The organism is Selenomonas ruminantium subsp. lactilytica TAM6421, assembly GCF_000284095.1.
GTDB lineage: Bacteria > Bacillota > Negativicutes > Selenomonadales > Selenomonadaceae > Selenomonas_A > Selenomonas_A lactilytica.
The window spans coordinates 135,679-160,164 of record NC_017068.1; the positions used below are offsets into that span (position 1 = coordinate 135,679).

Below are 24,486 nucleotides of genomic sequence, written 5' to 3' on the forward strand. Positions count from 1 at the left end.
ACGAAAGTTAAGCTACCAAGGGCATATGGTGGATGCCTAGGCGTTCCGAGCCGATGAAGGACGCGATAAGCTGCGAAAAGCCATGAGGAGCCGCAAGTAGGCTGTGAGTCATGGATGTCCGAATGGGGCAACCCAATACGAGTCATGTCGTATTACCTAGTTTTAGGAGGCACACCCGGTGAACTGAAACATCTAAGTAACCGGAGGAAAAGTAATCAAAAGAGATTCCCTCAGTAGCGGCGAGCGAACAGGGAAGAGCCCAAACCGGGAGTCTTCGGACACCCGGGGTTGAGGACCGGCATAAAAGGAAGACAATTTAGCTGAAGCTTCTGGGAAGGAGCGGCACAGAAGGTGAAACCCCCGTAAGCGAAAAGTTGTCCAATGGGCCGGTATCCAGAGTACCACGAGACACGTGAAACCTTGTGGGAAGCAGGGTGGACCACCATCCAAGGCAAAATACTACGGAACGACCGATAGCGCATAGTACCGTGAGGGAAAGGTGAAAAGAACCCCGGGAGGGGAGTGAAATAGAACCTGAAACCGTATGTCTACAAGCAGTCGAAGCTCTTTATATGAGCGACGGCGTGCCTATTGAAGAATGAACCGGCGAGTTAATTTATGTAGCGAGGTTAAGTGGAAGACACGGAGCCGAAGCGAAAGCGAGTCTGAACAGGGCGCAAGTTACATGGATTAGACCCGAAACCACAGTGATCTATGCATGGCCAGGTTGAAGCTCAGGTAAAAATGAGTGGAGGACCGAACCCGTGAGTGTTGAAAAACTTTGGGATGAGCTGTGCATAGGGGTGAAATGCCAATCGAACGTGGAGATAGCTGGTTCTCCCCGAAATAGCTTTAGGGCTAGCCTCAGGCGACACATAAAGACGGTAGAGCACTGATCGGACGCGGGTCTGTAATGGATACCAACTCCAGTCAAACTACGAATGGCTTTATGAGAAGAACCTGGGAGTCAGAATGCGAGTGATAAGACCCGTATTCAAGAGGGAAACAGCCCAGACCGCCGACTAAGGTCCCCAATGCTGTACTAAGTGGAAAAGGATGTAGGACTTCCTAAACAACCAGGATGTTGGCTCAGAAGCAGCCACCATTTAAAGAGTGCGTAATAGCTCACTGGTCGAGAGGCCCTGCGCCGAAAATATCCGGGGCTCAAGTACAGAACCGAAGTCGCGGCATGCGCAAGCATGGGTAGGGGAGCGTTCCATGTGCGTTGAAGGTTGACCGGAAGGACAGCTGGAGCGTATGGAAGTGAGAATGCCGGTATGAGTAGCGAAACGGCCAGTGAGAATCTGGCCCACCGAAAGCCTAAGGGATCCTGGGCAACGCTCGTCGTCCCAGGGTAAGTCGGGACCTAAGCCGAGGCAGCAAGCGTAGGCGATGGACAACAGGCGAAAATTCCTGTACTGCATGGAGTTGTTTGAGGATGGAGTGACGCAGCAAGGAGTCTGAGCTGGCGATTGGAAATGCCAGTCGAAGGCGGTAGGCTGGTTGGGAGGCAAATCCCCCAACTGTAAGGCTGAGAACCGATAGATAGATGCGCTCTTCGGAGCAAGTCAAATTCAGACGTACTACACTGCCAAGAAAAGCTTCTAACGAGACGACATGTACCCGTACCAAAACCGACACAGGTAGGCGGGGAGAGAATCCTAAGGTGCGCGGGAAAACCCTCGTTAAGGAACTCGGCAAAATGCATCCGTAACTTCGGGAGAAGGATGGCCGGAGCTGGTGAAGAGATTTACTCTTGGAGCTGGAGCCGGCGACAGAAGAGAAGCCCAAGCGACTGTTTACCACAAACACAGGTGCCTGCTAAAGAGAAATCTGACGTATAGGTGCTGACACCTGCCCGGTGCTGGAAGGTTAAGAGGACGGGTCAGCCGCAAGGTGAAGCTCGGAATTGAAGCCCCAGTAAACGGCGGCCGTAACTATAACGGTCCTAAGGTAGCGAAATTCCTTGTCGGGTAAGTTCCGACCCGCACGAAAGGTGTAACGACTTGGGCACTGTCTCAACGAGGGACCCGGTGAAATTGAAATACCTGTGAAGATGCAGGTTACCCGCGACTGGACAGAAAGACCCCATGGAGCTTTACTGCAGCCTGTCATTGATTTTTGGCATGTAACGTACAGGATAGCTGGGAGACGGAGAACTACAGTCGCCAGATTGTAGGGAGTCAATGTTGGGATACCAGCCTTTGCGTGTTAGGAATCTAACCCTGAAACTAACGACTTCGGGGACAGTGGCAGGCGGACAGTTTGACTGGGGCGGTCGCCTCCGAAAGAGTAACGGAGGCGTCCAAAGGTTCCCTCAGCGCGGACAGAAATCGCGCGAAGAGTATAAAGGCAGAAGGGAGCTTGACTGCGAGACAGACACGTCGAGCAGGTACGAAAGTAGGGCTTAGTGATCCGGTGGAATGAGAGTGGAATTGCCATCGCTCAACGGATAAAAGCTACCCTGGGGATAACAGGCTAATCTCTCCCAAGAGTCCATATCGACGGGGAGGTTTGGCACCTCGATGTCGGCTCATCACATCCTGGGGCTGAAGCAGGTCCCAAGGGTTGGGCTGTTCGCCCATTAAAGTGGTACGTGAGCTGGGTTCAGAACGTCGTGAGACAGTTCGGTCCATATCCATCGCGGGCGTAAGATACATGAGGGAAGCTGCTCCTAGTACGAGAGGACCGGAGTGGACGGACCGCCGGTGTACCAGTTGTTTCGCCAGAAGCATAGCTGGGTAGCTGCGTCCGGAAGGGATAAACGCTGAAAGCATCTAAGCGTGAAGCCTGTCCCGAGATGAAGTATCTCATGGAGTAATCCAGTAAGATTCCTTGAAGAAGACAAGGTAGATAGGTTGGGAGTGGAAGTGCCGTAAGGCATGCAGCGGACCAATACTAATAAATCGAGGGCTTATCTTTCAAGACTAGAATGTTCGACATTGAAATTTCTTCTGTATAGTTTTGAATGTGCATAACATTCAACTTCAATATCCAGTGACGATAGCTGAGTGGTTCCACCTGTTCCCATACCGAACACAGTAGTTAAGCACTCATACGCCGAAAGTACTTGTCTGGAGACGGACTGGGAGGATAGGGCGTTGCTGGTTTGAATCTGGTGACGATAGCCGAGTGGTTCCACCTGTTCCCATACCGAACACAGTAGTTAAGCACTCGTACGCCGAAAGTACTTGTCTGGAGACGGACTGGGAGGATAGGGCGTTGCCAGTTAAGAACTCCTTTTTAGGAGTTATGCTTCCCCGATAGTTCAGCCGGTAGAACGGTGGACTGTTAATCCATATGTCGCAGGTTCGAATCCTGCTCGGGGAGCCAATTATGATATACCTCTGGGGTGATTGGGGTATAGCCAAGTCGGTTAAGGCACGGGACTTTGACTCCCGCATCCGCTGGTTCGAGTCCAGCTACCCCAGCCAGATAATGGTTCACTAGCTCAGTTGGCAGAGCACCTGACTTTTAATCAGGGTGTCCCGGGTTCGAATCCCGGGTGAGCCACCAATAAATATGGCGCGTTGGTCAAGTGGTTAAGACACCGCCCTTTCACGGCGGCTTCATGGGTTCGAATCCCATACGCGTCACCAATATCATGACTCACTAGCTCAACTGGCAGAGCAACTGACTCTTAATCAGTAGGTTCACGGTTCGATTCCGTGGTGGGTCACCATTATATGGGCGATTAGCTCAGCTGGGAGAGCGCCTGCCTTACAAGCAGGATGTCAGCAGTTCGATCCTGTTATCGCCCACCATTTTATGGCCCGGTAGTTTAGTTGGTTAGAATGCCGCCCTGTCACGGCGGAGGTCAGGGGTTCAAGTCCCCTTCGGGTCGCCACTTGATATTAACGCCTGCGGGCGTTAAATATATATATGTGCCTTTGTAGCTCAGTTGGTAGAGCAGGGGACTGAAAATCCCCGTGTCAGTGGTTCGATTCCGCTCGAAGGCACCATTTTTTTCAGGCTGGTGTAGCTCAATTGGTAGAGCAGCTGACTTGTAATCAGCAGGTTGGGGGTTCAATTCCTCTCGCCAGCTCCACTATTTGATACTATGCGGGTGTAGCTCAATGGTAGAGCCCCAGCCTTCCAAGCTGGTCACGTGGGTTCGATTCCCATCACCCGCTCCATATGCAGATTGTTTAACTGCCGGGGTGGCGGAACTGGCAGACGCAACGGACTTAAAATCCGTCGGTTGGAAACAACCGTACCGGTTCGATTCCGGTCCTCGGCACCACTTAAAATTACATAGTTTATCATGCGGACGTGGCGGAATCGGCAGACGCGCTAGTTTCAGGTACTAGTGGTGGTGACATCGTGGAGGTTCAAGTCCTCTCGTCCGCACCATTTTTATATTCAGGCCTTTGGGCTGGTGGTGTCCTTTCGGGGGCTTATTTTTTTCGCGGTCGTGGCGGAATTGGCAGACGCGCTACTTTGAGGGGGTAGTGTTCACAAGACGTATGGGTTCAAGTCCCATCGACCGCACCATTTTGTTTTTTGAACACAAGACTTGTTCTATGATATAGATTTCGTAGAACAAGTTTTTTTTATATATATATTCATATCATTTTGCAGGAGTGATGAAAACACATGAAAGAAGCGAGTATCGCGAACATTTACCAGCTCGATGGCCGCGTGCCTCTGGGAGCAGCCATACCTTTTGGCTTGCAGCACGTATTGGCCATGTTCGTAGCTAACCTGACACCCATTGTCATTATTGCCGGGGCGGCAGGTTTTGACAAGGCCATGACGGCCATGCTGGTGCAGAATGCCATGTTTGTGGCGGGCATTGCGACGTTGGTGCAGTTATACCCATTGTGGAAGGTGGGCGCGCGGCTGCCCATCGTCATGGGGGTGAGTTTTACCTTTGTGACCGCAATTTGTTTCGTGGCGGCGAATTTCGGCTATGGTGCCGTAGTCGGTGCTATTATTGTCGGCGGTATTTTTGAAGGAACTTTAGGGCTTATGGCCAAATATTGGCGGCGCTTGATTTCTCCCATCGTTTCTTCCATTGTGGTGACGACCATCGGTTTCTCGCTGCTGGGCATTGGCATCCGTTCCTTTGGCGGTGGCTACAATGACAGCTATGGTTCTTTGGACAATCTCCTTTTGGGTACGGTGACGCTGGTTACCTGCCTGTTGTTTTCTTCTTTTGCCAAGGGGTATCATAAGCAGCTGTCTGTATTAGTCGGTCTGGTTGTGGGTTATGTATTGGCCTTTTGCATGGGGAAGATCAATCTTTCGGCGGTGTTCGGCGGGAATATCATCGCACTGCCGAACTTTTTGCCGGTCGCACCGGAATTCCATCTGGGGGCAATTTTTTCCATTGGCATTATCTTTTTGGTCTCGGCGGCGGAAACCATTGGCGATACCACAGCGATGGCAATTGTCGGCCTCAAGCGTGATGTCCGCGAGCGGGAGATTTCCGGTTCATTGGCCTGTGATGGTTTCTGCAGTTCCGTGGCAGCGCTCTTTGGCTGTTCACCCATTACCTCTTTCAGTCAGAACGTCGGCCTGATTGCCATGACGAAGGTCGTGAATCGCTTTGCCATCATGACCGGGGCGATGGCCATGATCATTGCGGGGCTTTTCCCGCCCATCGGAGCGTTCTTTGCTTCTCTTCCCGATGCGGTATTAGGTGGCTGTACGATCATGATGTTCGGTTCTATCATGGTCAGCGGTATTCAGATGATGAGCCGGGTACAGATGACCCAGCGCAATGTCACCATTGCGGCGCTGTCCTTTTCCATCGGCATCGGCACCACTACGGCCTCGGAAAATGCTATCTGGCATGTTTTCCCGCAGTTGGTGCAGGATGTATTCAGCGGCAACTGTGTGGCGGTGGTCTATGTGGTGGCGATTTTGCTGGATACCTTCCTGCCGGCTAATATGGAAGTGGCGCAGCAGGAAGATGAGGAAGAAGTGCTGGAGCCGGCTATTGATAACCATTAAGAAAGGGAGCTTATATCGTGGAATTATTGAAAGAGCGTATTTTGAAAGAGGGGCATTGCCTGTCGGGAAATATCCTGAAGGTGGATTCCTTTGTCAATCATCAGATCGATCCCGAGTTCACCATGGAAATGGGCAAGGAATTCGTGCGCCGTTTCGCCGATGTGAAGATCGACAAGGTACTGACCATCGAGTCCTCGGGTATTGCCATTGGCATGGCTGTGGCCTATGAGCTGAAAACGCGCATGGTCTTTGCCCGCAAGAATCCTTCCCTGCTGATGCAGGAGGATATGTACACCTGCCCCATCACTTCCTATACCAAAAAAGAAGCCAAGCTGGTCTATGTGCTCAAGAAATTCCTGCAGGCCGGGGAGAATATCCTGATCATCGACGATTTCATGGCAGACGGAAATGCGGCATTAGGTCTGGCCAATATTGTGGAGCAGGCTGGCGGCAAGGTCGTAGGTATCGGCATTGCCATCGAAAAATCCTTCCAGCAGGGGGCGCAGCGCGTCCGGGATGCCGGCTACCGGGTTGAATCCCTGGCCAGAATTGCTTCCCTGGAAAACGAGCAGATAAAATTTGTGGAAGATTGAAGTTTTTGCAAAAAAACTATTGACAGATATCCCAAAGTGGCTTATAATAATTTTCGTTGATTCGGTGATTTCACCGAAGGCAATTGAATAAGCGGACGTGGCGGAATCGGCAGACGCGCTAGTTTCAGGTACTAGTGGTGGTGACATCGTGGAGGTTCAAGTCCTCTCGTCCGCACCATATTCGCGGTCGTGGCGGAATTGGCAGACGCGCTACTTTGAGGGGGTAGTGTTCACAAGACGTATGGGTTCAAGTCCCATCGACCGCACCATTTGCATTTCAGGCTCAGACAGATTGTCTGAGCTTTTCTTGTATATCAGGAGGTGAGTACTTCATGTGGCGCAGGATATTCCTGTTATGTTTCGCGTTGTTGCTTTCGTTATCCCCTGTACAGGCCAGGCAATTGGATAAGGCTGAACTGAACTTTGCCACGGCGTTGATTTCCATGTCTACCTACAGTGCAGAGCTCAATGTGCTGGCCCGTAATTGGCTGGAGGAGCTGGGCTGGGTGGTGGATTCTCATGAATATGCCACTGCTTTGGCCGCCGGCCGCGTGCATATTCTGGCCAAGAAATTGCCCGACGATGAGCAGATCTATGTGCTGGCCTTTCCGGGGACGGAACGGAAGCAGGATGCCATTGTGGATTTGCGGGTGAAACGAGTGCCCTTTGGGGGGAAGAATCCTTCCGAGTTTGCGGCAGAGGCTGCCCGCGAGGAGCGGCAGGGTTCCGAGCCTTTGGTTCATAAAGGCTTCAACGACTATACCCAGGCGGCGCTGTTCAGCGAACAGCTGCCGGAGTTTGGCAATCTGACCTTGGGGGAGGTCATTGCCCGGGATTTGCGAAATCATCCTGCCTATCAATTGTATCTGACCGGTCATAGTTTAGGCGGGGCGGCGGCGACATTGGCGGCAGCCCGGCTGGCCGATATGGGGGTGCAGCCGCAGCAGCTGCAGGTCATCACCTTTGGCGCGCCGGCTGTAGGCAATACCGCTTTTGCCAGAGCCTATGAAAAGCGCATGCAGCTGACGCGCATCACCATGGAGGGAGATCCCGTCAAGGCGGCCTTGCAATCCCTGTCTGGCAGTTATGCCCAATTCGGGGAGAAAGTGGTCTGGGACAGTCATCTAGGGCGCTTTCCCCATGATATGACCTTGTACTTGGATGAAGCCCTGCGTCATTATCAGGATGCCCATGATGAGTTGGAAAAGCCGCTGCTGATAACAGGTCATTGTCAGCAATTGGCGGGCCCATTGTATGTGGCGCCCTTCCGCTTCAAGCTGGACGATATGCTCAGCGGGGATCAAAGCTATATGGAGCGGGTGGCCAGAGGTATCCTGAAAGGTGCTTATACCCCTGTTATCTTTAGCAAAGGACAGGGCAAGGTTTATCAGGATGCACGGCAGCAGGGGGCAAGATATGTGCTTTTTGAACGCTTCCGTGGTCAGCGGATCAAAAAGGAAGAGGCTAATTTCCGGCTGACATTGGAAGAAGAGCTCTATGACATTGAAGGGAATCTGCTCGCTTATCAGTCCTATAGCACGACAGCCAGTACTTTGACACCCATTGAAGCGGTGGGGTATCTGGTCATGCAGGCGGAAGCAGGACGCAGTGCAAAATTGAATGTGAAAAAATAGAAGCTGGCAGGAATTTTTTCCCTGTGGGCGAATAAAGAATATGTGTATGTATATTGCCGTAAGGCTAGGAGGTTTACAATGGAAAAGTCGAAGGTCTATTTCACCAGCTTCCGTACCCAGGTGGGCACGAGCTGGCTGGAAAAACTGCGTCGTCTGTGTATTGCGGCGGGCATCAAGAACATCGATATGGAAGGCAAATTCGTGGCCATCAAGATGCATTTTGGCGAGATGGGCAATCTGGCCTTCCTGCGTCCCCAATATGCCAAGGTCGTGGCAGATCTCGTCAAGGAGCAGGGCGGCCTGCCCTTCCTGACGGACTGCAATACCCTTTATCCCGGCAGCCGCAAGCACGCCTTGGAGCATATGGATATTGCCAATCTCCATGGCTTCAACCCCATGACTACGGGCTGCCAGATCATCATCGGTGATGGCCTCAAGGGAACGGACGATGTGGAAGTGCCAGTCAAGAATGGTGAATACGTCAAGGCCGCCAAGATCGGGCGCGCTGTGATGGACGCCGATATCGTCATCAGCCTGGCCCACTTCAAAGGACATGAAATGACGGGTTTTGGCGGTGCCATCAAGAATCTGGGCATGGGCTGTGGCAGCCGCGCCGGCAAGATGGAGCAGCATTCCTCCGGCAAGTGCGTGGTCAATCCGGAGAAGTGCCGCAACTGCCATAAATGTGCCAAGGAATGTGGTTCCGATGCCATCAGCTTTGACACGGGCAAGGCTTATATCAATCCGGAACTCTGCAAGGGCTGCGGCCGCTGCATCGGGGCCTGCGGTTTCTCGGCTATCCGCAATGAGCAATGGGATGCCGGCGACCTTCTGGACAAGAAGATGGCGGAATACACCCAGGCCGTCGTGCAGGACCGTCCCTGCTTCCATATCAATCTGGCCATGGATATTTCCCCGAACTGCGACTGCCATGGGGAAAACGATGCGCCTATCCTGCCGGATATCGGCATGTTTGCTTCCTTCGATCCGGTAGCCATCGATCAGGCCAGCGCCGATGCCTGCCAGAAAGCTGCGCCCATCCGGGACAGCCAGTTAGGCGACAATCTGGCGCAGGAAGATTGGCATCATCATCATGATGTCTTCATGGATAACAATCCTAATGTGCATTGGAAAGAAACGCTGGAACATGCCGAGAAGATTGGCATGGGTACCCGTGAATATGAACTGGTGATTTTGAAATAAAGCATGAAAAAAGGGCATTGCCGTCAATGGGCAGTGCCCTTTTTGCTGTTTGGTATCCCTTAGAACATGGTGCTGAAGAGATTGCCAATCATGCCGTACTGAACGGAGGCGCTCAGTACCCGTGGGTTGGTGTAGGCCGAGGCGGTTTTGATGCTGTCGCCGAACATGTTCTGCAAGGAGGGGAACAGTTTGTCACTTTGGTTGTTGGCCTCGGTGAGATGCTGTTCTGCCTTGCCGGCAAGTCCATTGCTGCCGAGGGCGTTTTTCACGCGGTCGCCGTTTTCCGTAAGGGCTTTGGCGAGTTTGTCCTCATCCACAGACATCTTGCCCGTCTTGCTGTCCACCGTGATACCGAGCTGCTTATAAGTGTCAGCCCGATATGTGGTGTCGGCGAACGACTTGTGGAGCGATTCCATTCTCTTCCCCACACTGCTGTAATCGCTGGTGAGGTCTAAGGCATCGTTGTAGTCGGAGACCAGTTCCTTGACATTCTTGATGGCGGCTTTGAGGCCGTCACTGTAAGTCTTGGAGCCGTCTTCGGCCTCTTTGATGTCGTCCGCACTGAATTCGTAACTCATGTTCTTGACGGTCTGGGCAGATTTCTGCAAATCACCCATATAGGCTTTGAACTGAGTGTCAAAGGTGGACTTGGCCTCATTGTAGGAGTTCACAAGTCCTGCCGCGCTGCTGGAGACACCGGAAATGGCGCTCATACTGGCGAGGCTTGAGGTGGTCGAATTCGTGTAACCGGACCAAAGGCTGGCGATGGAGTCCTGAGAAGCATTGGTCTTTTTGCTCGAATAAGAAGAGCTGAAAGAATCCACCAGATTGCTCAGCGAGCTGACATTGGCCGCAGCCGTTGCATAGCTCTTGCTTTGCGCAGAACTTTTGGTGCTGTCATCCTCGGTCTTGCTGGCAGTTTTTTGTGCCGCTGTAGTGTTCTGGCTGTCTCCTTGGGCCATCTTGTACATCGTGTACGTATCCTTGGTCATTGCCGAAATGGTAGACATGATACATCCTCCTTTCCCACTGAATCTGGAAAGTGCGATACTTTCCTTATAGTTATATCGTGCAAAAGGGGCCGGAGCATAAGCGATTTTTACACTGGGAACAATTTCAATCAATAGGGATAGTTGCCCCGTATATAGGGGAATAAAAGCAATGAATTTCAAGCAATGAGCCGCTTTTCAGAAAATATTTTTTTCCAATGTTTTTCGCCAAAAATGTTTTACTTATGGGGATAAAGAGTGTAGAATAGAAACTGATGGGAAAAATATTTCCCCTGATTTAGGCCGTAGACAGGACGCCATACAGCGACTCCCTTTGGGGAGGTGTCCGTCTAAAATATAATATGTAGTAACAGAATAGGTGGGGTTTACAACATGTTAAAAAAGACGAAAATCGTTTGCACGCAGGGTCCGTCCACAGAGAAACCGGGCGTAATTGATGCACTGATTGCCAATGGCATGAACTGCGCACGCTTCAACTTCTCCCATGGTGACCACGAAGAACATCTTGGCCGTATCAATATGGTTCGTGAAGCTGCCAAGAAAGCAGGCAAGGTTATCTCTTTAATCCTCGATACCAAAGGTCCGGAAATGCGTCTGGGCGAGTTCAAAGATGGCAAGGTTATGCTCGAGAAGGGCAACCAGTTCACTCTGACTTATGACGACGTACCGGGTGACGAAACTCATGTTTCCGTAAACCACAAAGGTCTCTACACGGAAGTTAAGCCGGGTGACACCCTGCTTCTCTCCGATGGTCTCGTAGCTCTCAAAGTAGACGAAATCAAAGGCAAGGACATCGTAACGACGATCCAGAACAGCGGCAAGATGAGCACCCGCAAGCGCGTTGCTGCTCCGGGCGTATCCCTCGGCCTGCCTCCTATCTCCGAACAGGATGCTAAGGACATCATCTTCGGCTGCGAACAGGACATGGACTTCGTAGCTGCTTCCTTCATCCAGCGTCCGGATGACGTACTGGCTATCCGCAAGCTCATCGAAGAGCACAATGGCCGTATGGAAATCATTCCGAAGATCGAAAACCTCGAAGGTGTCAAGAACTTCGACGCTATCCTCGAAGTTTCCGATGGCATCATGGTTGCCCGCGGTGACCTGGGCGTAGAAGTTCCGGCTGAAGACGTTCCTCTGATCCAGAAGGAAATCATCCGCAAGTGCAACGCTGCCGGCAAGCCGGTTATCGTTGCTACCCAGATGCTCGACTCCATGGAACGCAACCCGCGTCCGACCCGCGCAGAAGTTTCCGACGTTGGTAACGCCATCCTCGATGGTACGGATGCAATCATGCTGTCCGGTGAAACGGCTTCCGGTGACTATCCGGTAGAGGCTGTTTCCACGATGAACCGCATTGCACAGCGCATGGAAAGCTCCCTGGAATACAAGGAACTCTTCGTAGAACGCGGCTTCCAGCACATGGAATCCCGTACGCGTGCCATCGCACATGCTACGGTTCAGATGGCTTATGAGCTTGATGCTCCGGCTATCATCACGCCGACCGAATCCGGCTACACCACGAAGGTTGTATCCAAGTATCGTCCGAAGGCTGCTATCGTTGCCTACACGCCGAGCGAAAAGGCTCTGCGTCAGCTGAACCTGCGCTGGGGCGTATATCCGGTTCTCGGCACCATGTGGAACGATGTGGATGAAATGATCAGCAATGCTACGGCTGCTGCTGTCAAGGAAGGTCTCGTAGAACGTGGCGACCTCACCATCATCACCTCCGGTGTGAAGGCTGGCAAGGGCAACTCCAGCTCCGTACGCGTGTACAACATCTAATGATTACCACGATGTAGTTCGCTTTACATCGTGACGGGTAAAGCCCGGCATAACTGTTTTCTCCGCTGAGACGGCTTACGCCGCCAAACGCTCCTAAAACAGTTATGCCGGGCTTTTGTGCTGTGTTGAGATGACAATCTTGAAAGTTGCTTCGCAGGCCCGCTACCATCTGCTAAAATTGCCTGTGGCAAAATTTGAACAAGGGCGTTATGTCGCGACAGGCGCGACGAAACTCTGAACGGTATATTTTGCTTGTGGCAAAATCTGAACAAGGGCGTTATGTCGCGACAGAGCGCGACGAAACTCTGAACGGTATATTTTGCTTGTGGCAAAATATACCGTTCAGAGTTATAATGAAAAAGTGCAGTTTTTGCAGATAGTTTACAGAAACAAGTGTTATGATAGGAGCCGTGGGAATGCAGGTTAGGATTTTGGCCAGTGGCAGCAAGGGCAATGCCGTCTTTGTGGAAATGGATGGCGTGCGGCTGTTGCTTGACGCTGGCATCAGCGCCACGAAAATAAAAAAAGGATTGCTGGGGATTGGCGTCGAACCTTCCTCTTTGGACGGTATCCTGATCACTCATGAGCACCGGGATCATGTGGCGGGGCTCATAACGCTTTCCAAGTGGTATCATCTGCCCATCTTTACCCGTCCCGGCACCATCGAGCATATGAAGGATCGGGCGGCTATTCCGGCAGAGTGTTTCTGCCCCATAGGCGAGCATTTTGCCATTGGGGGATTGCAGGTGGACAGCTTCAATATCTCCCATGATGCCGCGGAGCCTGTGGGCTATCGACTGAAAGGGCGCAAGAATGTGACCTTGGCCACGGATCTGGGCTTTGTGACGGCCAATGTGCAGGCGGCTCTGGAAGGGGCCGATGTGCTGATCCTGGAGGCCAATCATGATCCGGAAGTCCTGCGGCAGGGAATTTATCCCTGGCATCTGAAACGGCGCATCCTCTCCAATCGGGGGCATCTGGCGAATTCCGATGCAGCCTGGGCTTTGATCCGCATGCAGAAGCGGCCGGAAAAGGTGTTCCTGGCTCATTTGTCCGAGGAGAATAACCGGCCGGAACTGGCGGAAAACACCATACAGAAAATTTTGGCACAACAGGGTATAAATATCGATTTAACAGTGGCCAGCCAAACCGAAATGGTGAGCTGGTATTTGAACTAAATTTTGGAGGGATTTTCATGAATAAGAAGAAAACTTCACTGATGGTAGCAGCTATGCTGGCGTTGTCAGCAGTATCCTTTTCCGGCTGTTCAGCGGGGACGGCTTCGGATAACTCAGCCAGCGTCAGCGAATCGACGCAGAGTTCTCAGGCACCCCGCAATGATGTAAAATTATCCGATGCCCGGAATACGCCGGCTGTGCGGGCGGCGAAGATGGTAGGCCCCGCGGTGGTAGGCATCACCAATAAGGCTGTGGCCCGCGACTGGTTCAACAATCCGGTGGAAACCCAGGGGGTAGGTTCCGGTGTGATCTTCAAGGCCGACGGCTATATCGTGACCAATAATCATGTGGTCAGCGGAGCCAAGGAAATCATCGTCTCTTTGCCCGATGGCCGCAGCCTCAAGGGCAAGCTGATCGGCGCAGATGAACTGACAGACCTGGCAGTCGTGAAAGTGGACGCCAAGGATCTGCCCACGGCGAAATTCGGTGACTCCGACCAGATTGTGGTAGGCGAACCGGCGATTGCCATCGGCAACCCCATGGGGCTGGAGTTCCAGGGCAGTGTCACCAGCGGCGTGGTCAGTGCCGTCAATCGTACGCTGGATATCAGCGATAAGCTCGTGAAGCTGATCCAGACGGATGCGGCTATCAATCCGGGCAACTCCGGCGGTGCTTTGGTCAATGCTGATGGCGAGGTCATCGGCATCAACAGCGCTAAGCTGGCTGCCAATGGTGTGGAGGGCATGGGCTTTGCCATCCCCACCAACACGGTGCAGAGCATCATTGATGAAATCATGGACAAAGGCTATGTAGCCCGTCCGTATCTGGGCGTGTCCGTATTCGATCCGCAGACGGCCGGCCGCTATGGCTACCAGCTCAATATCGATAAGGGCGTCTATATCTTCCAGCTGACGCTGAACGGCCCCTGCGGCAAGGCAGGCCTCCAGCGCGGCGATATCATCCTCAAGGTCAACGACGAAGAAGTGAACTCCGTATCGGATCTGCGGGCCAAGGTTGCTGCGCACAAGGTAGGCGATACGGTGAAGGTCACCTTCGACCGCAATGGTGCCAGCCGCAATGTGGATGTGGTCCTCGAAGAGATGCCGCAGGATAATCGCTGATGAAGATCACCATTGTCTGTGCAGGCAAAATCAAGGAAAAATATCTCACGGCAGGCATAGCCGAATTCATGAAGCGCCTGAAACCCTTCGCCCAGGTGGAAATCCGGGAAATCCACGAAGAGAAGATGCCGGATAACCCCTCGGCGGCGGAGAAGGAGCAGGTGCTGATAAAAGAAGGGGAAAAGCTGCTGAAGCTGGTGCCGGAGGGCAGCTACCTTTTCGTGCTGGACGTATTCGGCAAAGAGAAGTCCTCGGAGGAACTGGCCTCCAGCATCGACAAGCTGGGCCTGTCCGGCCGCAGCAATATCACCTTCCTGATCGGCGGGGCCTTCGGCCTGTCACCGGCAGTAAGGAAAGCTGCTGATGAACTGCTGAGCTTTTCGCGGATGACCTTTACCCATCAGATGGTAAGGCTCCTGTTAGTGGAACAGATTTACCGCGCGTTCAAGATCAACCGCGGAGAAAAATATCATTGGTGATATAAAGGGTGGCTGGTTTGCAAAATGATGTAAACCAGCCACCCTTGTGGTATAATGGAAACATAAATTTACGGCAAGGAGCGGTGGGAATGCGTAATATATGTGGCCTGTTGGCTTTGATTTTTGGCATGGGCGGGATCTATGCCCTGACGCATGAAGCAGGTTGGGCCGGTTTGGCGATGATGGCGGCTATGGGCATCAGCCTGTACAATGGGCAGCGTCCCCAAAAGCAGATACGGAAGCTGGATGTCAGCCAGCTGGCTGAGATGCAGGCAGCTGCGGCGCTGGAGGATTGGGAAAAAGCCCGGCTGGATTATGACCGGGTGGAGACTGCCCGGCGGAAGATCCGGGACAGCCAATTGAGTCAGCAGCTGGCTTTGATGCAGCAGGAAGCCGCCAGATTATTGAATTATGTGGAAAAACATCCGGAGCGCATCGCGGCGGCTAACCGCTTTATCCATTATTATCAGGATCGGGCAGCTGGCCTTTGCGAACAGTATATGGAGCTCGAGGATACGAAGCTCGAGACCAGTCAGGTTCGCCAGGTGAAAGCTCAGCTCAAGGAAACGCTGGTCAGCTTTGATGAAGCCTACAATGCAGAGTTTACCAAGATCATCAACAATCAGCTGTTGGATATGGAAGCGGAACTCACGGTGATGAAGCAGTCACTGGAAGCTGAAGGCATTCACGATAACGCGCAGAAACGGACAGGGGAACCGGTAGAGATCAATGTTCAGGGTGGCCCGCCATCTACTGGCATTGGCCGGAAAAAAACCCCGAAACGGAGCGGCGCGGTCACGAAAGTGGGGCAGCGGGGGTTGGAAAACGTCCGGGAAAAGATCGCCACGCCGGATAATCTGCGCAAGTCTGTACTGATGCAGAAGCTCATCATGAGCGCGCTGGCCATTGTGCTGGGGGCTTTGGGGGCGCATAAATTCTATCAGGGCAAGACCAAGTGGGGCATCGCCTATGTGGTTTTGTTTTGGACCTTGATACCCACCTTTGTATCCATAGTGGAGGGTATACGTTATTTCTTTATGCCGGTTGATGATTTCTATGAACAATACTATCGCTAAGCGGGAGGGCTGACCATGGAAGTAAAATTAGAAGATTTGATGAAGGCTAAGACGAATATTGCCAGCGCTGATGTGACACCGGCGGAGCTGCCGTCCACGGAAGTGATGACGGCCCAGGTGGAACAGGCGGTAAGTTCCCTGAGTCCGGAGGAGCGGGCTCAGGTGGAGAAGATCAAAGACGAGCTGGACCTTACCGATTCCACGGCGATCCTGCGCTTTGGGGCACCGGCCCAGCAGAAGATTGCCGCGTTCTCTGACAATGTCTTATCCCAGGTGCGCACCAAGGACAGCGGCCCGGTAGGGGAGTTGCTGGGGACTTTGGTCAAACAGGTACGGGAATTTGAACCGGAGGAGAACAAGAGCTTCCTGACCAAGATTCCGCTGGTGGGCAGCCTCGTGAAAAAGGGCGAAGATATCAAACTGGGCTATGACAAGCTTTCCACGCAGGTGGAGCGCATTCAGGGCAGCTTAGAGCAGGCCAAGCTCAAGATGATGAAGGATGTGGCCCTGTTTGACAAGCTATATGCGGAAAATCTCAGCTATTTCAAGCAGCTGCAGCTCTATATCCAGGCCGGTGAAGAAAAACTTACGGAAATGCGGGAGAGCACTCTGCCAAAACTCCGCCAGCAGGCTGCGGAATCCGGTGATCCCATGGCGGTGCAGGTGGTTTCCGACTTTGAAGCCAGCGTTAACCGCTTTGAGAAAAAGGTCCACGACCTCAAGATCAGCAAGACCATCGCCATCCAGTCGGCACCGCAGATCCGCCTGATCCAGAATAACGACAAGGCGCTGATTGACCGGGTGCAGACGGCTATCTACAGCACGATTCCGCTCTGGAAAAACCAGCTGGTCATTGCGCTGGGACTGCAGGCTCAGCAGGAAGTCCTGCGCATGCAACAGGCGGTCAGCAATACCACCAATGAGCTGCTGCGCCGCAATGCGGAGCTCCTGCAGCAGAACAGCATCGAGACGGCACAGGAGAACGAGCGCAGCATCGTGGATATCGAAACGGTGCGGGAGGTCAATGAACGGCTGATCAACACCATTGAAGAGACCATTAAGATCCAGCAGAATGGCCGGGCCAAGCGGCAGGCCGCTGAGGCGGAACTGGTGCAGATCGAAGGCAGACTCAAGGAGGCTCTGCTGAAAAACAGCGGCAGGCAGGAGGTTCATTAAGCAATGAAGAAAGAACGCCGGGAAATACAACGGCGGGCAAGTTTTTTGGCATTTTTGATGCTGGGGCTGTTGGTACTGACGCTGGGGCGTTATGCCTGGTTGCAGCTGGTGCAGGGCAATTCTCTGGGAGAACGCATGAAAGCCCAGGTCGGGCAGGATTATGCCATTCAGTCGCCCCGGGGAACGATCTTGGACCGCAATGGGCGGGAAATGGCTGTAAGCACCATGACCAAATCCCTCTATATCGATCCTTCCCATGTGGAGAATCCGCAGGAAGTGGCGGAGAATCTGGCACCGCTCATCGGCAAGAGCGAACAGGAGATACTGGATGATATCGCTGTGGGCGGCGGCTTTGTCTGGGTGAAGCGGCGCATGGAGCAGTCGGAATACGAAGCGGTGCGGCAGCTGATCAAGGACAAGAATTATATTTCCTGCATGAATTTCCGGGATGAGGCCAAGCGCTACTATCCTAATGATGCCCTGGCCGCCAATGTGCTGGGCTTCATCGGCACCGATGACAAGGGGCTGGACGGCGTGGAACAGGCCCTTGATCCCTTGCTGAAGGGCGAGGTCAAGGAAACCTATATCACCACCGACCAGCAGGCGCGTCCCATTCTGGATTCTATCTTCTCCAATAAGCGCCGCTATATGGGGGATGCCTGCAAGACGGTAGAGCTGACCATTGACAGCGGCATCCAGTTTATCGTGGAACAGGAACTGGACCGGGCTATTGCGGAGAATAATCCCAAGGCAATCACCTGCATCGTGATGGACCCCAAGTCCGGGGAAGTTTTGGCTATGGCCTCCCGTCCCTCCTATAATCCGAATAAGTTCTGGGAGTATTCGCCGGAGCTGTGGAAGAACCGGGCAGTGTCCTTTATCTATGAGCCGGGCTCCACCTTCAAGTCTGTGGTGGCAGGCGCTGCCCTGCAGGAAAAGGTGGTCAGCCCCAATCAGGTATTTGTGGATCCCGGTTATGTCATGGTATCCGGACGGCGTATCCAGAATTGGAATGGCGAAAGCTTTGGTACCGTCACCTTTACGGACGTGGTGAAGCAGTCCTTGAACACGGGCTTTGCCCAGGTGGGCTTGCGCCTCGGGGCAGAAAAGCTCATGAAGTACGCCAAGGCCTTCGGCTTTGGTGAACCCACAGGCATTGACCTGCCCGGTGAGGAAAGCGGCATTCTCTTCAAGCCTGAGGACATGCGGGATTCGGATATGGCGACCACGGCCATTGGACAGAGTATCGCCGTGACGCCTTTGCAGCTGGTTACGGCTGTGTCGGCCATCGCCAACGACGGCGTGCTGCTGAAGCCCCATATCGTCAAGTCCATACGCAATGCCGATGGCAGCATCTATGAGGAACGCAGCAAGACGGAAGTCCGGCGTGTCATTGACTCGGCTACGGATAAAACCCTGATGGGGCTGCTGGAACAGGTCGTGACCAGCGGCGGCGGCGCCAAGGCACAGGTCAAGGGGTATCGTATCGGTGGTAAGACCGGTACGGCCCAGAAGATCCGGGAGGACGGCAGTGGCTATATGGATGGCCGTTATATTGCCTCCTTCTGCGGTTTTGCCCCGGTAGAAGATCCTCAGTTGGTGGTTTTGGTGGTTATCGACGATCCGGGCACGGGTAATTTTTATGGCGGTCAGATCGCAGCACCGGTGGCCGGCCGGATTTTTTCCCAGCTTTTCCGTCATCTGCACATCGAGCCTTCCAGCGATCCCTTTGCCGGCATGGAACCAGCGGAGAAAAAACAGCCGGTGCACAAGCCGGCCAGACCGTTTACGGGGGAAGTCCCCGAAGGTAAGGTCGTTGTACCGGATTTCAAGGGCAAGAGCCTGCGGGAGGCTGCGGGCCTGGCTGCGGATAAAGGGCTGTCCTTCCAAAGTGAAGGCTCTGGCTATGCAACGGGGCAGAGTATCGAGGTGAATACGCTGGTTGATGGCGGTACCACTATCACGGTGTATTTTGAACCCGGTTGAGAAACAGAAATTGAACAAGGGGTATGGGGATGCTGAGAAAAAATCGTCAGGACATTCTGGCAGGCTTGCGGGAGAACCTGAATAAGGGAAAGATCCTGACAGGTCTGGGAACAGGCATGGAGGAAATCCTTCAACGCATTGACAAGACCAATGTGGATTTTGTCGCGCTTTACCATACCGGCCGTTTGCAGCAGGCTGGACGCAATCTGATGTCCAGCCTGCTGTCCTATGATGATGCCAATTCGCTCATGCAGGCGAAGGGCGAGGACATATTGCCGGAGGTGAAGAAAACGCCGCTGATTGCCGGTGTCTGTGGTACCGATCCGTTCCGGAAGATGGATATGTTCATTGCCCAGCTGAAAGAGCAGGGATTCAACGGTGTGCAGAACTTTCCCACCGTAGGGATCATCGATGGCCGCTTCCGGGCCAATCTGGAAGGGACAGACCTGGGCTATCAGCTGGAAGTGGATATGATTCGGGAAGCGCATGAACTGGATATGTTTACCTGCCCGTTCGTATTTGATGTGGAGCAGGGCCGGGCGATGACGGAAGCCGGTGCTGATGTGCTGGTCATCCATCTCGGCATTGTGACCAAGGCGATGCTGAATGCGGGGAATGTCCCACCGCTGGCAGATTGCTGTGCGTTGGCAGAAAAAATCATGCAGGAGTGCAAGCGTATCCGGCCCGAGGTGATCACCCTTTGCTGTGGGCAAAGGATGGCTGCGGCTGAGGATGCAGCTTATATATTGGAATGCGTTCCCGATCTGGATGGATTTTTCAGTTTTTATCCGCTGAAGGGCGAGGACACGGAGCGGAATTTGCAGGCCAGGGTGAAATCCTATAAGGTGCTGGATAAGATGAAGGCGTTTATGGCCAGAAAACGAGGAGCTATGGGCGATGGCAGATTATGATAAAAGCTATATCCTGCGCCGCCTGCGGGCGGAGGTCAACGTCGGCGGCCATATCATTGGTGCGGCGGTAGGTTCAGGCATGACCGCGAAACTGGCGGCTATGGGAGGTGCGGATATCCTGCTGGCACTTTCCGCGGGGAAATACCGCATCATGGGGCGTAGTTCCCTGAGCAGTTATTTTTGCTATGGCAACAGCAATAAGATGGTCATGGAGATGGGCAAGCGGGAAATCTTTCCCGTGGTACAGGATGTACCTCTGTTGTTTGGTCTGATGGCCAGTGATCCCTATCTGAAATTGTATGATTATCTGAAACGGATCAAGGAGAGCGGTTTTGCCGGTGTTGTAAATTCCCCCACTTTGGCGTTGGTGGATGGCAGTTTTCGGGAAGCGTTGGAAGAAGAAGGCAGTTCCTATGAGCGGGAGGTAGCGGCAATCAATCTGGCCAATCAGCTGGATCTTTTGACCATGGCGTTTGTGACCTCTGTGGAAGAGGCCGATAAAATGTTGGCGGTGGGAGCTGACATCATCTGTGTGCATATGGGACTCACCGCCGGCGGCCTTTTGGGTGCTAAGCGTCATCTGACCATCAGCGAGGCCCGGGGGATCGCGCAGGATATTTTTGATTTATGCAAGGCGAAGAATCCGGAGTGCCTGCGCATGGTCTATGCCGGCCCGGCTAATACGCTGATGGATATGCAGTACATCTACCGCAATTCGGATTGTCAGGGGTACATCGGCGGTTCGACGTTTGACCGTATTCCTATGGAAAAATCCGTCTATGATACCGTGAGCTCCTTCAAGCAGTACTGCAGTCCGGAAGCTATCGGCACACTGCGGGACCGCAAATGGGGCGGCAATCAATTGGTGGATTCCATGCGCCGCTATATCGAAGAACACTATATGGATGATGTGAAGCTGGGCGATCTGGCCCTGGTGGCACATATGTCAGCTTCTTATATGGGGGGGCGTTTCAAGAAGGAGACGGGTATCAGCTTCACGGACTATCTGTTGCAGTTCCGCATGGGCAAGGCCAAGGCTTTGCTGAAAAACGACAAGAACCTGCAATGCAAGGAAGTGGCTGCGCAGGTGGGCTATAGCGACTATGTGCAGTTTTCCAAGATGTTCCGCAAGCATGTGGGGATTTCCCCGCGGGAATATCAAGGAATTGCAGATTAAAAATAAGATACATCCATAAAATAAAAGTTGTGTTTATACGTATGATAAATGCTATAAACACAACTTTTTTGTTGTGAAAATTTGAGAAATAAATTTTAAACACAAGCAAAAAGATGATAAACACATTTACTATAAAATGTAAATCGATTAAAATAATAAGTAACAAGTAAGAAAACAAGCTGCGGGAGGTAAAATGTGGTATGGAACGGCTGAATTATGAGGTATTGGAGAAAACTGGCTATCCGGGATATATCCTGAAAGAAGCGCCAGTGAAGATGCTGCAGTTTGGCGAGGGCAATTTCCTGCGGGCCTTTGTGGATTACTTTTTTGATGTGGCCAATGAGAAAGCCGCTTGGCACGGCAAGGCCATATTGACTCAGCCACGGGGCAAGGGCAAGGACAAGGTATTCAACGAACAGGAAGGTCTCTATACCCTTTATATCCGGGGCAATGAAAATGGCCAGAAGGTAGATGAACGAAGGGTGATTTCCTTGGTGGAAAAATGTTATAACCCCCTGGAACATTTTGATAAACTGCTGGAAGTTGCCTGCCTGGATACCCTGGAATATATCACCAGTAACACCACGGAAGCTGGTATTGTCTATGATCCAACTGCAAAGTTGACGGACGTACCCCCAGCCAGCTTCCCGGCAAAACTGGCTAAACTCTTGTATGCACGCTATCAGGCAGGAAAGAAAGGTTTGATCATCCTGTCCTGTGAACTGATTGATCATAATGGCCGGGAACTGCAGAAAATCGTCCTGCAGCATGCCCGGGACTGGCAGCTGGGCGAAGGTTTCGTCCGCTGGATTGAAGAGGAGAACCTGTTCTGTTCCACGCTGGTGGACCGTATCGTTCCCGGTGAGATCCGGGATGCTGGTGAGATTGCGGCGCTGAATCAGATCAATGGTTATGAAGATAGATTGATGGATGTAGGTGAGGTCTTCGGCGTCTGGTATATTGAAGGGCCGAAGGAATTGGAGGACAGGCTCCCCTTCAAGCGGGCTGGACTGAATGTCCATGTGGTGCCGGATATCGCACCATACAAGAAGCGGAAGGTGCGCATCCTGAATGGCGCCCATACAGGCTTTGCCCTGGGCAGTTTCCTCGCAGGCAAGGATATCGTCAGGGATTGCATGAACGATGATGTGATCCGGGCGTTCATGAATCACATGCTCTATGAGGAAGTGATTCCCATCCTGCCGTTGGATCAGCAGGATTGTGAAAAATTTGCCGCTTCTGTGGCCGACCGGTTCAACAATCCGTTCATGGAACATCAGCTTCTCAGTATTGCCCTGAATTCCACGGCTAAGTGGAAGGCGAGAGATATGGGCTCGCTGCTGGAATACCGGAAGAAGTTTGGCAAGCTGCCCAAAAGCCTCGTGATGACGCTGGCGGCGTATATCGCCTTCTATTCCACTGATATTCAGGCACGGCAGGAAAAAGCACTTCTGTGCCGGCGCCCTCAGGGAGATATCTATCCGGTGCAGGATGATGACTGGGTACTGGATTTCTATTATGAGCATCGTCATAGCGATGATGCAGTCCTGGTCCATGATGTGCTGGCTTACGAAAAGATGTGGGGCTGCGATCTGACGCAGCTGCCTGGACTGGAAATGCAGGTGCTGAAGGATTTGCAGCTGATTCGCCAGAAAGGCACGAAGAAAGCCTTTGCCAGTTGTTTGTTGGCATGTGCCTGAAAGGATTGGATATGGATAGGATAAAAGCAGTGCGCATCGCCGCAGAAGATAATGTGGCGGTGGCACTGACCAAGATAGATACAGGGGAATGCCTGCAGGTGGGGGATGTGGAAGTTACCGCCTGTGAGGAAATTCCCCAGGGACATAAGATTGCGTTGCAGTCTGTGGCAGAAAACGAGAACATCATCAAATACGGGTATCCCATCGGACATGCAGCCCAGGACATCAGTCCGGGCTGCTGGGTACATACCCATAACTTGCGGACTAATCTCAAGGGAGAAATAGAATACGTTTACCATCCGGCGGTGCATGATCTGCCAGAGCAGCCAGCCCGGGAGTTTGCCGGGTATCTGAGACCAGATGGCCGGGCGGGTATCCGCAATGAGATCTGGATCATCCCCACAGTGGGCTGTGTCAATGATGTAGTGCTGAAGCTGGCGCGGGATAATCAGGATCTGTTGGGTGAACATATCGACGGCATCCATGCCTTCACGCATCCCTTTGGCTGCAGCCAGACCGGTGCGGACCATGCTCAGACCAGAAAGCTTCTGGCGGCTTTGGTCAATCACCCCAATGCCGGTGGTGTGCTGGTGGTGCACTTAGGTTGTGAGAACTGCACCCATGAACAGTTTGTGGAAGAATTGGGGGCTTTTGATCCGGAGCGGGTAAGGTTCCTCAACTGCCAGCAGGCAGAAGATGAATTGGTTGCCGGACGTCAGCTCCTGCAGGAACTTACAGCTTATGCCAGCAGGTTCAGACGGCAGTCTCTGCCAGCCAGCAAACTGGTGGTGGGGCTGAAGTGCGGAGCCTCTGATGGGCTTTCGGGAATCACCGCCAACCCCACGGTCGGCAGGTTCAGCGACCTGCTGCTGAGTCAGGGCGGCAGCACCATCCTGACCGAGGTGCCGGAGATGTTCGGTGCCGAAGGCATCCTTCTGGGCAGGTGCCGCAATCGGCAGTTGTTTGACAAGGCGGCGGCCATGCTCAATGGCTTCAAGGATTACTTCCTTTCCCATCATGAGGTGGTCTACGACAATCCCAGCCCCGGCAACAAGCAGGGGGGCATCACCACACTGGAAGACAAGAGTTGTGGCTGTGTCCAAAAGGGAGGTACGGCGCCCATTGAAGATGTGCTGGGGTACGGGGAGCAGGTAAAGAAGCAAGGTTTGAACTTGCTCTATGGGCCGGGCAATGATCTGGTATCCAGCACGGCTTTGGCTGCGGCCGGCGCCGCCCTGATTCTCTTCACTACGGGGCGGGGAACGCCCTTTGGTTCACCGGTACCCACCGTGAAGATTGCTACCAACAGCCGCCTGGCCCAGCATAAACCGCATTGGATTGACTTCAATGCCGGTACGGTGGCGGAAGGCGAAGCGTTGGACACGGCTGGTGGGCGCTTGCTGGACAAAGTCCTGCAGGTGGCCGGTGGCGAACTGACCTGCAATGAGAAAAACGGCTATCGCCAGATTTCCATATTCAAAGATGGTGTTGTTTTATAG

16 protein-coding genes, 15 tRNA genes and 3 rRNA genes are annotated in these 24,486 nt (G+C 52.9%); 33 read left to right on the top strand and 1 reads right to left on the bottom strand.

Annotated elements, in window-relative coordinates; translation table 11 throughout:
* Positions 1 to 5 precede the first annotated feature (5 nt).
* The 22 genes from SELR_RS00605 to SELR_RS00710 all read left to right on the top strand — a co-directional run bounded on the left by SELR_RS00605 (position 6) and on the right by SELR_RS00710 (position 9,388).
* Positions 6 to 2,922, top strand: a 23S ribosomal RNA gene (locus SELR_RS00605).
* 71 nt (positions 2,923 to 2,993) lie between these two features.
* A 5S ribosomal RNA gene (gene rrf, locus SELR_RS00610) occupies positions 2,994 to 3,110 on the top strand.
* Between the two features lie 4 nt (positions 3,111 to 3,114).
* Positions 3,115 to 3,231 (top strand): 5S ribosomal RNA (gene rrf, locus SELR_RS00615).
* A gap of 26 nt (positions 3,232 to 3,257) precedes the next feature.
* Positions 3,258 to 3,333, top strand: a tRNA-Asn gene (locus SELR_RS00620).
* Between the two features lie 24 nt (positions 3,334 to 3,357).
* Positions 3,358 to 3,434, top strand: a tRNA-Gln gene (locus SELR_RS00625).
* A gap of 6 nt (positions 3,435 to 3,440) precedes the next feature.
* A tRNA-Lys gene (locus SELR_RS00630) sits at positions 3,441 to 3,516 on the top strand.
* Positions 3,517 to 3,524: 8 nt separating this feature from the next.
* A tRNA-Glu gene (locus SELR_RS00635) sits at positions 3,525 to 3,599 on the top strand.
* Positions 3,600 to 3,606: 7 nt separating this feature from the next.
* Positions 3,607 to 3,682: transfer RNA gene (locus SELR_RS00640), tRNA-Lys, on the top strand.
* A 6-nt stretch (positions 3,683 to 3,688) separates the two neighbouring features.
* Positions 3,689 to 3,764: transfer RNA gene (locus tag SELR_RS00645), tRNA-Val, on the top strand.
* 6 nt (positions 3,765 to 3,770) lie between these two features.
* Positions 3,771 to 3,847, top strand: a tRNA-Asp gene (locus SELR_RS00650).
* 39 nt (positions 3,848 to 3,886) lie between these two features.
* Positions 3,887 to 3,962 (top strand) — tRNA-Phe (locus SELR_RS00655).
* A gap of 10 nt (positions 3,963 to 3,972) precedes the next feature.
* Positions 3,973 to 4,048, top strand: a tRNA-Thr gene (locus SELR_RS00660).
* 14 nt (positions 4,049 to 4,062) lie between these two features.
* Positions 4,063 to 4,136: transfer RNA gene (locus tag SELR_RS00665), tRNA-Gly, on the top strand.
* A gap of 18 nt (positions 4,137 to 4,154) precedes the next feature.
* Positions 4,155 to 4,243: transfer RNA gene (locus SELR_RS00670), tRNA-Leu, on the top strand.
* A gap of 23 nt (positions 4,244 to 4,266) precedes the next feature.
* Positions 4,267 to 4,353 (top strand) — tRNA-Leu (locus SELR_RS00675).
* A gap of 55 nt (positions 4,354 to 4,408) precedes the next feature.
* Positions 4,409 to 4,494 (top strand) — tRNA-Leu (locus SELR_RS00680).
* A gap of 102 nt (positions 4,495 to 4,596) precedes the next feature.
* Positions 4,597 to 5,958, top strand: a complete 1,362-nt coding sequence (locus SELR_RS00685; RefSeq protein WP_014423273.1) for a uracil-xanthine permease family protein — start codon at positions 4,597 to 4,599, stop codon at positions 5,956 to 5,958.
* A gap of 17 nt (positions 5,959 to 5,975) precedes the next feature.
* Entirely contained in the window at positions 5,976 to 6,551 is a 576-nt protein-coding gene (locus tag SELR_RS00690) for a xanthine phosphoribosyltransferase (RefSeq protein ID WP_014423274.1), read from the top strand.
* 91 nt (positions 6,552 to 6,642) lie between these two features.
* Positions 6,643 to 6,729 (top strand) — tRNA-Leu (locus SELR_RS00695).
* A gap of 5 nt (positions 6,730 to 6,734) precedes the next feature.
* A tRNA-Leu gene (locus SELR_RS00700) sits at positions 6,735 to 6,820 on the top strand.
* 63 nt (positions 6,821 to 6,883) lie between these two features.
* Positions 6,884 to 8,185, top strand: coding sequence for a lipase family protein (locus tag SELR_RS00705; protein WP_014423275.1), 1,302 nt, complete (start codon positions 6,884 to 6,886; stop codon positions 8,183 to 8,185).
* 78 nt (positions 8,186 to 8,263) lie between these two features.
* Positions 8,264 to 9,388: a DUF362 domain-containing protein gene (locus SELR_RS00710; protein ID WP_014423276.1), complete on the top strand. Its 1,125-nt coding sequence runs from the start codon at positions 8,264 to 8,266 to the stop codon at positions 9,386 to 9,388.
* 59 nt (positions 9,389 to 9,447) lie between these two features.
* Here SELR_RS00710 and fliD read toward each other — a convergent pair whose 3' ends face one another.
* Complete coding sequence (gene fliD, locus SELR_RS00715) at positions 9,448 to 10,398, bottom strand: flagellar filament capping protein FliD (protein ID WP_014423277.1); 951 nt, start codon at positions 10,396 to 10,398, stop codon at positions 9,448 to 9,450.
* A gap of 372 nt (positions 10,399 to 10,770) precedes the next feature.
* Here fliD and pyk point away from each other — a divergent pair, with 372 nt between their 5' ends.
* The 11 genes from pyk to SELR_RS00775 all read left to right on the top strand — a co-directional run bounded on the left by pyk (position 10,771) and on the right by SELR_RS00775 (position 24,486).
* On the top strand, positions 10,771 to 12,183 hold the full coding sequence (pyk, locus tag SELR_RS00720) for a pyruvate kinase (RefSeq protein WP_014423278.1): 1,413 nt from the start codon (positions 10,771 to 10,773) through the stop codon (positions 12,181 to 12,183).
* Positions 12,184 to 12,599: 416 nt separating this feature from the next.
* A complete protein-coding gene (locus SELR_RS00725) occupies positions 12,600 to 13,361 on the top strand; it encodes an MBL fold metallo-hydrolase (RefSeq protein ID WP_014423279.1) in 762 nt (253 codons plus the stop codon).
* 17 nt (positions 13,362 to 13,378) lie between these two features.
* Positions 13,379 to 14,482, top strand: coding sequence for a S1C family serine protease (locus tag SELR_RS00730; RefSeq protein WP_014423280.1), 1,104 nt, complete (start codon positions 13,379 to 13,381; stop codon positions 14,480 to 14,482).
* On the top strand, positions 14,482 to 14,961 hold the full coding sequence (gene rlmH, locus SELR_RS00735; protein ID WP_014423281.1) for a 23S rRNA (pseudouridine(1915)-N(3))-methyltransferase RlmH: 480 nt from the start codon (positions 14,482 to 14,484) through the stop codon (positions 14,959 to 14,961). Before SELR_RS00730 ends, rlmH begins: the two co-directional genes overlap by 1 nt.
* Positions 14,962 to 15,050: 89 nt before the next feature.
* Entirely contained in the window at positions 15,051 to 16,037 is a 987-nt protein-coding gene (locus SELR_RS17565; RefSeq protein ID WP_014423282.1) for a 5-bromo-4-chloroindolyl phosphate hydrolysis family protein, read from the top strand.
* A 15-nt stretch (positions 16,038 to 16,052) separates the two neighbouring features.
* Positions 16,053 to 17,213, top strand: coding sequence for a toxic anion resistance protein (locus SELR_RS00750; protein ID WP_014423283.1), 1,161 nt, complete (start codon positions 16,053 to 16,055; stop codon positions 17,211 to 17,213).
* Between the two features lie 3 nt (positions 17,214 to 17,216).
* The gene (locus SELR_RS00755; RefSeq protein ID WP_014423284.1) at positions 17,217 to 19,199 is read left to right on the top strand and encodes a penicillin-binding protein; all 1,983 of its coding nucleotides are present in this window, start codon (positions 17,217 to 17,219) and stop codon (positions 19,197 to 19,199) included.
* Positions 19,200 to 19,228: 29 nt separating this feature from the next.
* Positions 19,229 to 20,110 (top strand): phosphoenolpyruvate hydrolase family protein, encoded by an 882-nt coding sequence (locus tag SELR_RS00760; RefSeq protein ID WP_014423285.1) that lies wholly within the window; start codon positions 19,229 to 19,231, stop codon positions 20,108 to 20,110.
* Positions 20,097 to 21,287, top strand: coding sequence for a phosphoenolpyruvate hydrolase family protein (locus tag SELR_RS00765; RefSeq protein WP_014423286.1), 1,191 nt, complete (start codon positions 20,097 to 20,099; stop codon positions 21,285 to 21,287). The genes SELR_RS00760 and SELR_RS00765 overlap by 14 nt, the downstream gene beginning before the upstream one ends.
* Before the next feature lie 200 nt (positions 21,288 to 21,487).
* Positions 21,488 to 22,987: a tagaturonate reductase gene (locus tag SELR_RS00770; RefSeq protein WP_014423287.1), complete on the top strand. Its 1,500-nt coding sequence runs from the start codon at positions 21,488 to 21,490 to the stop codon at positions 22,985 to 22,987.
* 11 nt (positions 22,988 to 22,998) lie between these two features.
* Positions 22,999 to 24,486 (top strand): UxaA family hydrolase, encoded by a 1,488-nt coding sequence (locus SELR_RS00775; RefSeq protein ID WP_014423288.1) that lies wholly within the window; start codon positions 22,999 to 23,001, stop codon positions 24,484 to 24,486.

Bases quoted from the DNA above. Each gene is read 5' to 3' on its own strand.
- SELR_RS00770 (WP_014423287.1), top strand. From the start codon at position 21,488: ATGGAACGGCTGAATTATGAGGTATTGGAGAAAACTGGCTATCCGGGA.
- SELR_RS00725 (WP_014423279.1), top strand. From the start codon at position 12,600: ATGCAGGTTAGGATTTTGGCCAGTGGCAGCAAGGGCAATGCCGTCTTT.
- rlmH (WP_014423281.1), top strand. From the start codon at position 14,482: ATGAAGATCACCATTGTCTGTGCAGGCAAAATCAAGGAAAAATATCTC.
- SELR_RS00750 (WP_014423283.1), top strand. From the start codon at position 16,053: ATGGAAGTAAAATTAGAAGATTTGATGAAGGCTAAGACGAATATTGCC.
- SELR_RS00730 (WP_014423280.1), top strand. From the start codon at position 13,379: ATGAATAAGAAGAAAACTTCACTGATGGTAGCAGCTATGCTGGCGTTG.
- SELR_RS00765 (WP_014423286.1), top strand. From the start codon at position 20,097: ATGGCAGATTATGATAAAAGCTATATCCTGCGCCGCCTGCGGGCGGAG.
- fliD (WP_014423277.1), bottom strand. From the start codon at position 10,398: ATGTCTACCATTTCGGCAATGACCAAGGATACGTACACGATGTACAAG.
- SELR_RS00685 (WP_014423273.1), top strand. From the start codon at position 4,597: ATGAAAGAAGCGAGTATCGCGAACATTTACCAGCTCGATGGCCGCGTG.
- SELR_RS00710 (WP_014423276.1), top strand. From the start codon at position 8,264: ATGGAAAAGTCGAAGGTCTATTTCACCAGCTTCCGTACCCAGGTGGGC.
- SELR_RS00705 (WP_014423275.1), top strand. From the start codon at position 6,884: ATGTGGCGCAGGATATTCCTGTTATGTTTCGCGTTGTTGCTTTCGTTA.
- pyk (WP_014423278.1), top strand. From the start codon at position 10,771: ATGTTAAAAAAGACGAAAATCGTTTGCACGCAGGGTCCGTCCACAGAG.
- SELR_RS17565 (WP_014423282.1), top strand. From the start codon at position 15,051: ATGCGTAATATATGTGGCCTGTTGGCTTTGATTTTTGGCATGGGCGGG.
- SELR_RS00755 (WP_014423284.1), top strand. From the start codon at position 17,217: ATGAAGAAAGAACGCCGGGAAATACAACGGCGGGCAAGTTTTTTGGCA.
- SELR_RS00775 (WP_014423288.1), top strand. From the start codon at position 22,999: ATGGATAGGATAAAAGCAGTGCGCATCGCCGCAGAAGATAATGTGGCG.
- SELR_RS00760 (WP_014423285.1), top strand. From the start codon at position 19,229: ATGCTGAGAAAAAATCGTCAGGACATTCTGGCAGGCTTGCGGGAGAAC.